Below are 13,731 nucleotides of genomic sequence, written 5' to 3'. Positions count from 1 at the left end.
TATTTAGCTTATGGAATAGGGTAATTCTGAAAATTTGACTTATCGCCATTGTTTTAATTAAAGAAATTCCTATTGGATGATAAATATCAAATCCTCACCCCGAACTCATGTACGATGAAGTGGTCTCAACTGATTAAATTTAATAACGCATCAATTCTTCGCGTTATTCTTTGCATTGAATCAGTAAAAAAATGCTCACCTTGCTTTTTGGGGAAGTTATGCTACCTCGGTGTTTTCACTGCATTTTTTACACAAAAGGATAACGTCAGGAAAGAAGGAGCAAACTCGTGGCATAAAAAAGGGATGAGTCACCTCATCCCGGAACATTCAGGATCCGAACGTTATTTGATCGTTTCAAGCAGCCATTGCCGTAGTTCGGTTAATTCAGCGGCCTGTTCTGGGAACTGCGCAATCAAGGTGTCGCAGCAATTAGCCAGCGTCTCACTGCGATAGGCACAACCCACCAGCATCTCGGCCAACCGTTGCAACGGCGCCGGACTGAGACTGTCGGTGAAAATCTGTGCCCGACAGATCAAGCCCTTCTCTACGTCAAAGAAGATATCCACCCCACCCCAGACAAACCGCTCATTCAGCAAATGACTGAATGCCGGTGCCTTACCGAAATTCCATTCCCAGCTGCTTTGTTTGGCGAACTGAGTGGCAAAATCCGGCAGATCCGGGTAAACATCCGGAGAAATGATTTCCGCTTTGGCGGTTTCACCATAGTGCTCAAAGAACGCCTGAGTCACCGCGTCGCACACCTGTTGGTGGCTGATATCGGGTTTAAACTCCGCCAGATTGGCAACCCGCGACCGCACCGAAGTAATGCCCTTGGCCTGCAACTTTTTTGGGTCCGGATTAAGGTAATCCGCCAGACGGTTGAGATCGGCGTTCAACAATAGTGTGCCATGGTGGAATCCTCGATCCTGGGTTTCACGGTAGGCCGAGCCGGAAATTTTACGCACGCCCTCTGCGGTATCAATCACCAGATCATTGCGTCCCGATGCGGTGGCCGTAATGCCCAGTTGAGCCAGCGCTTGCAGAATGATGCCGGTGGAGACGGTTTTATCGTAACCGGGTTTGCCCGCCATAAAGGTAAAACAGGTATTACCGAGATCGTGAAATACCGCCCCACCGCCGCTGCTGCGCCGCGCCAGGCGAATACCGTCCTGCTCCATCCGGCGGGTGTTGCACTCTTTCCACGGGTTTTGTGACTGGCCAATCACCACGGTTTCGGCATTACGCCATAAGAACAGAATTTTCTGCGTGGTCATTTCGCGGAAAATACACTCTTCCACAGCCAGATTGAACCAGGGATCGTAGGAATCGGAAATCAGTAGGCGTAAGTTATTCATGGCGGTCACCGTTAAGGACGTGATGCCGCCATGATACACCAAATCAAAGGGTTAAGACTAAATGCGGCGCGCCTGCCAATAGACCTTCTTCCAGTAGACGTTATTCAGTGAAGAACGCATCACCCCACGGCTGGTTGAGGCGTGGATAAACTGATCGTTGGTGTCATAAATGCCCACATGCAAACCGTTCTCACCGCCACCGGTTTTGAAAAACACCAGGTCGCCGGGCATTAACTCATCGCGCGACACTTTAGTCCCCAGCGAGGTTTGCGCCTCCGTGGAACGTGGCAATTGCATATCGAAACGATCGCTGAAGGTGCGATAAACGAATCCGGAACAGTCGACGCCGCCGCGATCCAAGCCGCCATAGCGATAGGGAGCACCGTACCATTGACGCAGTTGCTCATTTAATTGTGCGACAACCACGATAGAGTCCGACAATCGGCCGCTTGGCGGTGGCGCATGGCTGCTGCAACCGGCAAGAATTAAACTGGCTAATAAAAACCAAATACGCATCCGCATAATATCCCTTCATTGAACAGATTGCCGCATCATGCCGTCCGGTAAGCTTACCGCCTGCGAGGCAAAACCGGCACCAAGTAAGGTGAGCGCTATTTTGGGCTAATTTATCCCCCAGCGGGGGAAAAAGGCAAGCGTGCTGAAGGAGATAATCGAATTGACGCCGGTTTTTGCACTATTCGGGCGTTTTTACCTTGGCCTGACTGTTAATCAGCCACACGCCAAACAGGATAAACAGCGTACCCAACGTTTTCAGCAACGTGGCGGATTCGTTAAACCAGGGCAGGATCACCGCCGCCAGGTACACCAGCGCATAACTCACGCTCAGCAACGGATAAGCCCGGTTAAGTGGTAAATGGTGCAGCGCGAAGAACCAGCACAGCATGGACAACGCGTAGCCGAAAATACCGCCGCTGACCGTCAGTAAGGGCAACCAGTACTGGATAAACAGGTTAAGCGTGACGTCGGCAAACGACATCAATGGGATCTGGGCCATGCCCCACTTCATCAGTAACTGCGCCAACGTGACCAACAGCACGCTGGCCGCGCCCCAGGCGTAACCTCTCATGGATTGATACTCATCAACAGGATCCCCAGCATGATCGAAGCCACTCCACACCAGTGACGTGCGGTAGTGGGTTCTTTAAACAGCCAACGGGCAGCGAGCGTCACCAGCACAAAATTTATGCTGAGCGTCGGGTATGCCAGGCTAAGAGGCAAACGCTGCAGCACATTGAGCCACACCGCCATGCCCAGCCCCAACAGCAATACGGCCAGCGCCAACCAACGCAGCGTTACCCCACGTCTGACGTCGGGGGGTAACTGCCAGCTCTGGGCCGCCTGTTTCTGGCACAGCTGCCCACCACAGGTGAGCAGGCTGACCACAATCACCAACAAATAGCCGATAATCATGGCTGCTGAGAGTACCAGAACAAGACCAGACGGTTCATCACTTGCACCTTATCCGCTGCCGGCAAGTCCTGCTGATCGATACTTTCGCCACGCGACAACTGCAATACCAGTGAGACATCCCCCTGTTTGCGTGCCTGGGCCAGCCACTGCGGGAAATCGCCGTCGCTGATGAAATGGCTACGAGCATCCGGATAGTCCAAACCATAGGACACTTCCCCCTTCTGGTTAAACATCAATACGTCGCTGCGTTTCAATTCCCAGGCCAACCCTGCGGCGACACCCACGCTGTCGGTCAGCACATAGCGACTGTGATTTAACTCGGCCATATTCACCCGAATAAAGTTTTGCGGCAGTTTGGAGTCGGTCACCTGTTGTGGGATAGCGTAACCGATCAGCAAACACAGCAACAACGGACAAGCCGCCGCCCAGCGCCAACGCTGCCCATGATTACGCACCGAGACCACGGCAAACAACAACCAGCCGGCAAAGGCGATAATACCGATAACAATTTTCGGCCATTCCTGCGAGCTAAACAAGTGCACCTTTGGTAGCAACCCTGCGCCAATAACCAACAGTGCCACCACGCCGATCAGACCAAACAGGCCATTTAATACTGCGTTAACCTTGAATACCTTGCTGCGCAGCGCCGTCGCATAATCCTCGGCGTAAACCGCCATCAGCAATGCCAACGGTGCCATGCACGGCAAGATATAAGTCGGTAGCTTACCCTTGGCAATGCTAAAGAAGATCAGTGGCATCACCACCCAACTCAGCAGGAAAAATAACTCCGGCCGTTGCACGCGCTCACGCCAGCCCTTCACCAATGCGCCCGGCAACAGTGCCAACCATGGCAATACCGCCGCCATCAGAATCGGGATGTAATACCAGAACGGCTCTTTGTGTTGTGCATTATCCTCGGCGAAACGTTGAATGTGCTCCACCCAGAAGAAGTAGTTCCAGAAATCCGGCTCACGTTGTGCGATGGCGAGCGCCCACGGCAAACTCAGCAGCACCGCCACCAGGATCGCTACCGGGCCGTAGATCAGCAGGTCCTTGATGCGTCGCTGCTGAATAACAATCGGGATCACCGCAATCACCGGCACCGCCAGCGCCAGAAATCCCTTGGTCATAAAGCCCATACCGCAGGCCAGCCCCAACAGCACGTAGCCGCCCAGTTTGCCTTTGGCCGTGGTGGCTTTCAGCGTCAGGTAATAGCTGACCATCGCAGCGGCCAACCACAACGAGATCATCGGGTCCAATACGCTGTAGGTGCCGATGCTGAACACCAGCACCATCGACAGGAAAATCAGCACCGCCAGGCAGGCACGGTTGGCATTGCGCCACATCAGCATCGCCAGTGCAAACACCAGCAGCGCCGTCATGCCGGTGCTGAATACCGAACCAAAGCGCACCGCAAAGTTGGTATCACCAAACAGCCATTGGCTGATGTTGTTGATCCAATAACCGGCGACCGGTTTTTCGAAATAGCGCAGGCCAAGCAAGTTCGGCACCACCCAGTCGCCGCGTTGCAGCATTTCTCGGCTAATCTCGGCGTAGCGAGTTTCGTCCGGTTGCCACAGCAGGCGACCGTTAAGTGGGATCAGGTAAACCAGAGCAAAAAAAATGGCCAACAAGATGGCCCAGGATCCTTTTAGCGCCTTCATGAATCGTCCTTCACATCGGTTTGACAACCCAGCCAACCTTCGCGGCCAGGGAAAGGAGCACGCTCGACGCGGCCCAATGGCAATGACGCCAAATCTTGAGGCAACAAAGCGCTTAACGGGCAGAATTCTATGCCCTGCCGTTGCGCACGTTGCAGTAACTGTTCAAACATAGCGGCCTGTGACATCCCTTCCACTTCTGTGTGAATGGTGTACACCGGCACGCCGCGATCGTTTTCAATCGCCCGCAGAATGTAATCGTTGAAGTCAGCCATACTGACCTCACTGCCAATCACCTCATCAAAGGTGGGTAACGTGACCGGGATCTGCACGGTGCCCAGACGACCATCGCTTAACAGCGGACGGAAAGGATGGGTACCACGACAGTCGCTGTTGTAGTGAAAACCAAAACGCTGCTTCACCTCCAACACCCGCGTATCGGCACGCCAACCGGCAACCGCCGAGCATTTGACCGGCTGGCCGGTACTGGCTGACAACGCATCCACCCCAAGCTGAACCTGTTGCGTCAGCTGCGCCTCAGACCACCGGCTGACCTTGGCCTGCCACCCCTGATGATCCCAGGCGTGCAGCCCTACCTCATGCCCGGCCTGCGCAGTGAGCTTCATCAACGGCCCCAGAGTGCGGGAAATATTGCGCCCCGGCCAGGCGGTGCCGGCCAGCAGAATATCCCAGCCATACAGCGATGCGGCATTCGAGCGCAGCATTTTCCACAGGAATTTCGGACGCAAAAGGCGCCACAGATGGCGCCCCATATTGTCCGGTCCTACGCTGAAGAAGAAACTGGCCTGAATATTGTACTTGTCAAACAGCTCCAGCAACTGCGGCACCCCTTCCCGGGTACCGCTGAAGGTATCTACATCAACTCGCAGACCGACTTTCTTCATGCACCATCGCCTTCCTGAACGGTAGTGCGCAGGAAGTAATCCAGCGTGTCGGCAACGGTTTGCTGCATCGCGATGGTCGGCTGCCAATCCAGCAGGCGGCGGGCATTCTTGATGCTTGGCGTACGGTGCTCGACGTCCTGATAACCTTTGCCGTAGTAGCTACTGCTTTCAACATCCTTAAAGCCGGCAAACGGCGGGAAGCGATCGCGCAGCGGATGGTTATTGAAGCTTTCGAGCAGCATTTCCGCCAGTTCACGGATGCTGGCCTCGTTGGTCGGGTTACCGATGTTGACGATCTGGCCATCGCACAGGCCGTCACGGTTTTCGATAATGCGGAACAGCGCCTCGATACCGTCGTTGATATCGGTAAAGCAGCGTTTTTGCGCCCCACCGTCCATCAGTTTGATCGGCGAGCCTTCCACCAGGTTGAGGATCAGCTGGGTGATGGCACGGGAAGAACCGATACGCGCGGCGTCCAGGTTATCCAGACGTGGGCCCATCCAGTTAAACGGACGGAACAGGGTAAACTTCAGCCCTTCCTTGGCACCGTAGGCCCAGATCACCCGGTCCAGCAACTGCTTGGACACCGAGTAAATCCAGCGCTGTTTGTTGATCGGCCCGACGATCAGGCGTGAGTGATCTTCGTCGAACTCCTTGTCATCACACATGCCGTACACTTCAGAAGTGGACGGGAAGATAATGCGCTTGTTGTATTTCACACAGTCGCGAACGATTTTCAGGTTTTCTTCGAAATCCAGCTCGAACACGCGCAGTGGGTTGCGGGTGTATTCGATCGGCGTGGCAATAGCCACCAGCGGCAGGATCACGTCGCATTTCTTGATGTGATACTCGATCCACTCGGAGTGAATGCTGATATCCCCTTCCACAAAGTGGAAGCGCGGGTTACCCAGGAAACGGCTGATGGCATCAGAGCCAATATCCAGACCGTAGATATCGTAACGATCATCGCGCAGCAGGCGTTCGGTCAGGTGGTTACCGATAAAGCCATTCACACCGAGGATCAGTACGCAGGTTCTGCGTTTCATCACTGCGTTAGGTTTAGCGGCCAAACGGACATCGGTAACGATGCCCATTTCCTGCGCCAGACGGCTGCCTTGCACATACAGGCCTACATCGTTTTGGCCGGCAACAATTTCCAGTGCACCTTCACCACAGGCAATGATCAGCGGAGAAGTGCTGAGCACGGTACCCGGCTGCTTGTCATGCTGGGTATCCAGCACACGAGCGCGCCAGACGATCAGTTTACGCTGACCCAGGTAGCTGAAAGCCCCAGGGTAAGGTTCGGTCACTGCGCGGATCAGGTTGTTAATTTCCTGCGCGGATTTATGCCACAGGATTTCACCGTCAGCCGCGGTACGACGACCAAAATAGCTGGCATCGACTTCGTTTTGCGCCGTGAAAGAGGCGGTGCCGTTTTTCAGCTTTGGCAGTTCCTGCTTCAGCAACACCTGCGCCGCTTCCAGCACTTTTTTGTGCAGCGTCAGCGCGGTATCGTCTGCGGCAATCGCCACTTTTTGCTGGCCAACAATATCGCCGGCATCCGGGCGTTTGACCATTTTATGCAGCGTAGCACCGGTTTCGGTTTCGCCATTTACCAGCGCCCAGTTCACCGGTGCACGACCACGGTAGCGCGGCAGCAGTGAGCCATGCAGGTTAAAGCCGCCTTTCGGTGCCAGAGACAGCAGCTCTTCGCTCAGCAGGTTACGGTAATAGAATGAGAAGATAACGTCCGGCTGCATCTGGCGAATACGCTCGATCCACAGCGGATGGTTAACGTCTTCCGGCGCATAGACCGGTAACTCCAATTCTGCACCCAGGCGGGCCACAGAGGAGAAAAAGTTGTTCTCACCAGGATCGTCGGTATGCGTGAATACCGCCTGAACATCATAGCCCGCGTCAGTCAGCGCTTTCAGACCCGCGCAGCCAATATCATGGTAAGCAAATACGATAGCTTTCATTATTCTTCTTCCTGAGTATTGTGATTCGGTTGTTCACCGACCACTTTCTGAACAAAATAACGGGGACGAGCACGCACGTCGGTGTAGATGCGACCGATGTACTCTCCCAACAGGCCCATGCCGACAAACTGGGCACCGATAAAAGTGAATAACACGGCAAACAGGGTGAACACCCCGCCGCCCGACCATTCAGGCCCCATAATCAAACGCAGGGCGATCAACAGCACCGCCAGCACAAAGCCGGAAAGCGCCACCACGCTGCCCACCACGCTGAGCAAACGCAACGGCGTCGTGGTCAGGCAGGTGATCAGGTCATACATCAGATTAATCAGCTTCATCAGGCTGTATTTGGAATCACCAAACTCACGTTCGGCGTGCAGCACGTCAATTTCAGTGGTGCGGCGGGCGAAGGTATTCGCCAGGATCGGAATAAAGGTGCTGCGCTCGTGGCAGTTCAGCATCGCCTCAATAATGTGACGACGGTAGGCGCGCAACATGCAGCCGTAATCCCCCATCGATTTACCGGTGGCGCGTTGGATCATCATATTAATGATGCGCGAGGCGCTTTTACGGAACCAGGAGTCCTGACGATTGGCACGTACGGTACCCACCACGTCATAACCCTCTTCCGCCACCTGGACCAGACGGGGGATCTCTTCCGGCGGGTTTTGTAAATCGGCATCCAGCGTAATCACCAGATCGCCGCTCACCTGATTGAAGCCCGCCATGATTGCCGAGTGCTGGCCATAATTGCGGTTCAGCAACACGGCAATCACACAACTACCCGGCTGTTCGGCGGCGGCGGTCAGCATATCGGCAGAATTGTCGCTGCTGCCGTCATCGACCAGGATAATTTCATAAGCTTGGGTCAGTTTTTTACAGGCGGCGGTGGTACGTTCAAGTAAGGCAGGCAAACTTTCCTGCTCGTTGTATACCGGGATCACCACCGAAACTTTTTTTATCGGTTCAACGCGAGACACGTAGCGACTCCACAACAGAAGACAAGGCTTTAACCACGCGATCAACATCGGCGTCGGTCATATCAGGGAACAGCGGCAAGGTGCACAGGCGCGCCGAGTTCCATTCGGTATTGGGCAAGGACAACTGCGGATAGCGCTCACGGTAATATTTCTGGGTATGGGCGGCGCGGAAATGCAGGCCGGTACCGATGCCCACTTCTTTCAGGCGCTCCATCAGTTGGTCACGATCGATGCCACAGCGTTCGGCGTCGACGCGTACCATAAACAGATGCCAGGCATGGTCGTGCGGGTAATCAGGCAGCCCCAGCGGCAGGAAAGGTGACCCTTCCAGAGCGCGGAGGTAACGCTCAGCCAGCACCTTGCGGCGAGCGTTAAGCTGCGGCAGACGGCCCAGTTGCACCACGGCGATGGCCGCATGGATATCGGAGAGATTGTATTTGTAGCCTGGCTCCACCACTTCGGCCTGCGGCTTACGCCCCAGTTGCTGGCGGTCAAAGGCATCAACGGCCAGGCCATGGAACTTCAGACAACGCAGGCGATCGGCCAGTTCGTCGTCGTCGGTAGCAATCAGGCCGCCTTCGGCACAGGTCAGGTTTTTAATCGCGTGGAATGAGAAAATTGCCGTGCCGCGCGCGCCCACCCACTCACCGTTGTAACGGGAGCCTACCGCATGAGCAGCATCTTCAATCAGGGGAAGGTTGTGACGTGTAGCCACTTCACGCAATGCATCCATCTGCAGCGGTGCGCCAGCATAATGCACCGGGACAATGGCTTTGGTTTTGGCAGTGATAGCGGCTTCAACATCGCTGGCGCTGACCATCAACGTATCACGGTCAACGTCAATCATCACCGGCGTTGCGCCAAGCAATTCGATCATGTTGAGGGTAGAAACCCAGGTTTGTGAAGGGGTGATCACTTCGTCACCCGGGCCAATGTTCAGTGCCATCAGGGTAATATGCATACCCGCAGTAGCGGAACAGACGGCAATGGCGTGTTTACAACCGAAGGTGGCGCAGAACTCACTTTCCAACTGCTGATTTTGCGGCCCGGTGGTGATCCAACCTGAGCGCAATACCTTTTCTACCGCCGCGATTTCTTCATCGCCAATCGCCGGGCGTGAGAAAGGTAAAAATTGATCCATAGTTAACCCCAAACGTATCAAATTTCTTTAATGACACTGTAGATCTCTTTTATTTAACGAATATTAAACGCCAGAGAGAATCGTTCCTGATGGATTAACTGCCAATGTACGGCCGCAAGCTTAACTAAACCTTAAGGTGCGATTAATTATCAGCTAACTGCCTGATCTGCGGGGGCCATCATCATTAAATTAAATTGATTATAGAATCAATTAGTTATAGTTATATGTAATTATTTACTTATTATGTTTGAACTAAATTAGCGTAGCACGTCAGCGACGGTTTTCAAGATTGATAGGAGGATTTTGAGGAAAGGTAGGAAATAAAGCCGGTACTTACCCGGCTATTTATATCAGGTCCGTTTAATTTTCGTTTATAGTGCATTTTCAATGCACTAACCCATCATGCCGTTTTGGTCATAATCCAGCGCTGGTCGCCCACCGCCTGCAGGTGAAAATCCACGTCATAAATCTGTGAAAGCAGTACCGGCTCCATCACTTCCCTGGTGGTTCCCTGCGCAACCAGCCGCCCGGCATGCAGTAACCAAACCCTATCGGCCTGCTGTAAGGTATGGTTTAGGTCGTGCGCGCAAACCAATGCGCTACGTCCACTCTGACAAAACTCTCGCAACAGCCGATCCAGCGCCACCTTCTGCGCCACATCCAGGCTATTGGTCGGTTCATCCAGCAGCAACAGTTGGCTATGGGGGTTGACCGTCGGCCAAACCTGCAGCAATACCGCCGCCAGCCGTACCCGTTGCCATTCACCGCCGGACAACTGCGTCAGCATACGCGACAGCTTGTCCGTCAGTTTCAAGCGCTGGCACAAATACACAATGGTGCTCTCCAGCGCCTGCTCAGTGGCCCCTGCAGGCCGGTGCAGCTCCAGATACTGGAAAACCGGCATCAGCGCCACCGGCGGCTGTTGCTGGCAGAGATAGGCACGGCGCAGCGCCAGTTCATTGCCCTGGTAACCCCCCAACGGCTGCCCGGCCAGCAGGATCTCTCCCGTACCGGGCAATATGCCCGCCAGCCGCGCCAACAGTGTACTTTTACCGGCACCGTTCGGACCAATAAGGTGAAACTGCAACCCAGCATCGACCTGTGCTGAAAATGGGGCCAGACGCCCTTCTACCCCAACCTGACTGAGTTGCAGCATTATGGATCACCGCTCCTTGTTTATTATTCGGCCAACGCCTGTTTGACGGCGGCCACCAGTGCAGGATCTTCCGGCGTGGTGTCCGGAGAGAAACGTTGGATCACCTTGCCATCACGGCCGATCAGGAATTTTTCAAAGTTCCACAGAATGTCGCCGGTTTGCTTCGGTGCCCGGCCCTTGCTGCTCATGCGCGTCAGGAACTCACTGCCCTGCGGGGCCACGGCTTGCGGCTCGGCGGCAATCAACGCCTGATATAACGGATGGCGGTTCTCGCTGTTCACTTCAAGCTTGGCAAACATCGGGAATTCAACGCCAAAGGTACCGCGGCAAAACGCCAGGATCTCCTCGTTGCTGCCCGGCTCCTGCCCGAGGAATTCGTTGGACGGAAAGCCCAGCACTTCAAACCCTTGGCCACGGTAGGTTTCGTATAAGGCTTCCAGCCCTTCATATTGCTTGGTCAGACCGCACTCCGAAGCCACATTCACCACCAGCAACACGCTGCCTTTATATTTGCCCAGCGTGGTGGCTTGGTTCTCGATAGTGTCCAGCGGAATGTCATAAATCGCTTGAGTCATGGAGCTTATCCTCTTGTTTTACTTGCAGGTGAACAGAGAAACTACCTTACGCTTTTTACCCGGGTCAGTAACCAGATAAATAGCGGTGCCCCCAGCGTGGCGGTGACCACCCCAATGGGTAACTCAGCCGACAATAGTGTAATACGCGCCACCACATCGGCCGCCAGCAACACACCGGCGCCGGCCAGTGCACAGCCGGGCAATAAATAACGCTGATTCGTCAGGCCACTGAGGCGCAGCATATGCGGAATCACCAGCCCGACAAAGCCGATCACCCCCGCCAGGGCCACACTCACCCCCACCAGCCAGCCGATCGCCAGCACCAGGAGATTACGCCACAGATGCAGTGAAAGCCCAAGCTGACGCGCCTGTACCTCGCCCAATGCCATAAAGTTTAGCGCCTTGCCCTGACAACACAGCCACAGCAATACCGGTAACAGCGCCAGTACCAGCCATTTTTGCCGCCAGTCAACCCCGCCAAAACCGCCCATCATCCAGTACATCAGTTGGCGCAGATCCAGGCTGGAACTGAAGTACACCGCCCAGGTCATTACCGCGCTGCACACGATGCCCAAGGCAACCCCTACCAACAGTAGACGTGCATTGGTCAGGCGCTTACGGCGGGCAAAACTCAGCAGCAGGAAGGTCATGAGCAATGCGCCCGCAATGGCGCTCAGGCTCATCAGCGCCACCGGCAGCAGGCCGTTGCCCAGCAGTACCGTTAGCACCAACGCCACCCCGGCCCCGTTTGCCACACCCAGCAAGCCCGGTTCGGCCAACGGATTTTCAAACAATGCCTGCATCACTGCCCCGGCCACCGCCAGGCTGGCCCCCACCAACATTACCGCCAGCGCACGTGGCAGGCGTAATTGCCAGACAAACAGCTGCGCCGCTTCACTCGACCACTGTGATGGCCAAAGCCAAATGTCGCCCGCGCTGAGGCTGAAAACAAATGCCACGGCAACGCCCAGCGTTAACAACAGCAGATGCCGTTTATCGCGATGACGTTGTTTGTGCAGCAATAAGGTAAAGGTTTGGCTGGCTGGCATAGGCGTGGAGATCCCCTGCGGGCCGTGATCAGCGGCCGAATATTGACGTCTGGGTCGAATATTAGGGGGTTAACGCCCGAAGGGAAAGCATTGCATCAGGAGAATCGCGGGAAAACAGCAGCTGATCTTGCCAGTCACCCGTAAGTGATGGCAAAACCAGCCGCCGTTGAATCAATTATCGACGCTGGTCGTTACCCTTTTGCGGATAGGGTTTACCCTGACCATTGTCATTGCCGCGTCCCTTATCATGGTCACGGCCATTGTCGCGGCCGCCGTTGTCATGATGGTTGCCGTCGTTACGATTATCGCGCTCACCGTGGAACGGATTGCCGCCGCGATCCGGGCCACCGTGTTCGTTACCCCGCGGTGGGGAAGATTGCCAACGACCACCATCCCAGTACATGCCACGATTATTGCGTTCACCCTTGCCGCGCCCCTGGTGCTCATGCCACCACTGCGGCGGACGCCAGTCATAGCCATCCCAATAATAACCCCGCCGGTCCTGATCCCCCAGATGCACCGCAACACCCGGCACGTTGATATCAATCGAGACATCCGCCTGCGCCGCTACTGGCAGCAGCAGCGGTAAACACACCAGCAACAGGATCTTTTTCATTTTTCGCTCCTACTTTATTTTCTCGCTGAGGGGGTTATATCAGTGTGTTTATTTTGCGCCTATCTCACTAATGCCTATTTTCAGATCGTTTTCATCTCTCTTACACATTCCATACATTCTATTTTTATTGCTTGAATAAAATAGCCGCTAACAACCGTTAACGAATCGCTGACATACCGCAAGCCTTGTTGGTCTTTATAATTAATCTGCAACCCATCAGAGAGATACTATTATGATTAAACGCATTGGACTTTTTTTGACCGTCACCCTACTGTCCGTGGCGCTCAGCGCCTGCTGCTTCGGGCCTCACGGTGGTGGTCACCGTGGCGGTGGCGGACAGGGCCACTACTACAATCATTATTAGTCAACAGGGGCCTCGGCCTCTGTTTTATTTTTATCGCCGTCAGAAAATCAATAGCCATAAGAATAATCCGTAAGAAATAGATTATTTTAATGTGCATTACAGGCATCAATATTATTGAGTGAATTATCTATTCTTCCGCCGTTTAAGAATAAACCGAAATTTACCTCTAACGTTAAAAAGAAAAAGGCCGCAAAAGCGGCCTTTTTTGGTTTCATGCAACTTACTCTTTCGGGCTTGCGTTCTCTACCCGACTTTTCAGCTTTTGCCCTGGACGGAAAGTGACCACGCGGCGCGCCGTAATCGGAATGTCCTCGCCGGTCTTCGGGTTACGCCCCGGACGTTGGTTCTTGTCACGCAAATCAAAATTGCCAAAACCTGACAGTTTAACCTGCTCACCGTTTTCAAGAGCACGACGAACCTCTTCGAAAAACAGTTCTACCAGGTCTTTGGCATCCCGTTTGCTAAGCCCAAGCTTTTCAAACAGGTGTTCTGACATTTCAGCTTTAGTAAGCGCCATAG

Annotated in this window: 15 protein-coding genes; all 15 read right to left on the bottom strand. The window is 54.3% G+C overall.

The window, feature by feature from the left end:
- Positions 1 to 341: 341 nt before the first annotated feature.
- The 15 genes from lplA to ihfA all read right to left on the bottom strand — a co-directional run bounded on the left by lplA (position 342) and on the right by ihfA (position 13,729).
- Positions 342 to 1,355 (bottom strand): lipoate--protein ligase, encoded by a 1,014-nt coding sequence (gene lplA, locus QOT07_RS11015; RefSeq protein ID WP_219016042.1) that lies wholly within the window; start codon positions 1,353 to 1,355, stop codon positions 342 to 344.
- 57 nt (positions 1,356 to 1,412) lie between these two features.
- Entirely contained in the window at positions 1,413 to 1,877 is a 465-nt protein-coding gene (locus QOT07_RS11010) for an NlpC/P60 family protein (RefSeq protein ID WP_099065547.1), read from the bottom strand.
- A gap of 172 nt (positions 1,878 to 2,049) precedes the next feature.
- Positions 2,050 to 2,442 carry a 4-amino-4-deoxy-L-arabinose-phosphoundecaprenol flippase subunit ArnF gene (gene arnF / locus QOT07_RS11005; RefSeq protein ID WP_112347550.1) on the bottom strand — a complete coding sequence of 131 codons (393 nt, stop codon included), beginning with the start codon at positions 2,440 to 2,442 and terminating at the stop codon, positions 2,050 to 2,052.
- Positions 2,439 to 2,786 carry a 4-amino-4-deoxy-L-arabinose-phosphoundecaprenol flippase subunit ArnE gene (gene arnE, locus QOT07_RS11000; RefSeq protein ID WP_099065545.1) on the bottom strand — a complete coding sequence of 116 codons (348 nt, stop codon included), beginning with the start codon at positions 2,784 to 2,786 and terminating at the stop codon, positions 2,439 to 2,441. The genes arnF and arnE overlap by 4 nt, the downstream gene beginning before the upstream one ends.
- Complete coding sequence (gene arnT / locus QOT07_RS10995; RefSeq protein ID WP_283603102.1) at positions 2,783 to 4,450, bottom strand: lipid IV(A) 4-amino-4-deoxy-L-arabinosyltransferase; 1,668 nt, start codon at positions 4,448 to 4,450, stop codon at positions 2,783 to 2,785. The genes arnE and arnT overlap by 4 nt, the downstream gene beginning before the upstream one ends.
- Positions 4,447 to 5,352, bottom strand: a complete 906-nt coding sequence (gene arnD, locus QOT07_RS10990) for a 4-deoxy-4-formamido-L-arabinose-phosphoundecaprenol deformylase (RefSeq protein WP_283603101.1) — start codon at positions 5,350 to 5,352, stop codon at positions 4,447 to 4,449. Before arnD ends, arnT begins: the two co-directional genes overlap by 4 nt.
- Positions 5,349 to 7,331 carry a bifunctional UDP-4-amino-4-deoxy-L-arabinose formyltransferase/UDP-glucuronic acid oxidase ArnA gene (arnA, locus tag QOT07_RS10985; protein WP_283603099.1) on the bottom strand — a complete coding sequence of 661 codons (1,983 nt, stop codon included), beginning with the start codon at positions 7,329 to 7,331 and terminating at the stop codon, positions 5,349 to 5,351. Before arnA ends, arnD begins: the two co-directional genes overlap by 4 nt.
- Positions 7,331 to 8,311 carry an undecaprenyl-phosphate 4-deoxy-4-formamido-L-arabinose transferase gene (gene arnC, locus QOT07_RS10980; protein WP_099065541.1) on the bottom strand — a complete coding sequence of 327 codons (981 nt, stop codon included), beginning with the start codon at positions 8,309 to 8,311 and terminating at the stop codon, positions 7,331 to 7,333. Before arnC ends, arnA begins: the two co-directional genes overlap by 1 nt.
- Positions 8,298 to 9,452 carry a UDP-4-amino-4-deoxy-L-arabinose aminotransferase gene (arnB, locus tag QOT07_RS10975; RefSeq protein WP_099065540.1) on the bottom strand — a complete coding sequence of 385 codons (1,155 nt, stop codon included), beginning with the start codon at positions 9,450 to 9,452 and terminating at the stop codon, positions 8,298 to 8,300. The genes arnC and arnB overlap by 14 nt, the downstream gene beginning before the upstream one ends.
- A gap of 400 nt (positions 9,453 to 9,852) precedes the next feature.
- Positions 9,853 to 10,608, bottom strand: coding sequence for a vitamin B12 ABC transporter ATP-binding protein BtuD (gene btuD, locus QOT07_RS10970; protein WP_099065539.1), 756 nt, complete (start codon positions 10,606 to 10,608; stop codon positions 9,853 to 9,855).
- 23 nt (positions 10,609 to 10,631) lie between these two features.
- Positions 10,632 to 11,183 carry a glutathione peroxidase gene (locus tag QOT07_RS10965; protein WP_283603098.1) on the bottom strand — a complete coding sequence of 184 codons (552 nt, stop codon included), beginning with the start codon at positions 11,181 to 11,183 and terminating at the stop codon, positions 10,632 to 10,634.
- A gap of 41 nt (positions 11,184 to 11,224) precedes the next feature.
- Positions 11,225 to 12,232, bottom strand: a complete 1,008-nt coding sequence (btuC, locus tag QOT07_RS10960) for a vitamin B12 ABC transporter permease BtuC (RefSeq protein WP_099065537.1) — start codon at positions 12,230 to 12,232, stop codon at positions 11,225 to 11,227.
- A gap of 175 nt (positions 12,233 to 12,407) precedes the next feature.
- Positions 12,408 to 12,848, bottom strand: coding sequence for a DUF2502 domain-containing protein (locus QOT07_RS10955; protein WP_207977130.1), 441 nt, complete (start codon positions 12,846 to 12,848; stop codon positions 12,408 to 12,410).
- 450 nt (positions 12,849 to 13,298) lie between these two features.
- Positions 13,299 to 13,427, bottom strand: a complete 129-nt coding sequence (locus tag QOT07_RS10950) for a hypothetical protein (protein WP_255409048.1) — start codon at positions 13,425 to 13,427, stop codon at positions 13,299 to 13,301.
- A gap of 5 nt (positions 13,428 to 13,432) precedes the next feature.
- Positions 13,433 to 13,729, bottom strand: coding sequence for an integration host factor subunit alpha (ihfA, locus tag QOT07_RS10945; protein ID WP_004943604.1), 297 nt, complete (start codon positions 13,727 to 13,729; stop codon positions 13,433 to 13,435).
- Positions 13,730 to 13,731: the final 2 nt, after the last annotated feature.

The organism is Serratia proteamaculans (genome assembly GCF_949794035.1).
GTDB classification, from domain to species: domain Bacteria; phylum Pseudomonadota; class Gammaproteobacteria; order Enterobacterales; family Enterobacteriaceae; genus Serratia; species Serratia proteamaculans.
The sequence above is the reverse complement of the archived record's forward strand: the minus strand, read 5'-3'. Positions and strand labels throughout refer to the sequence as shown.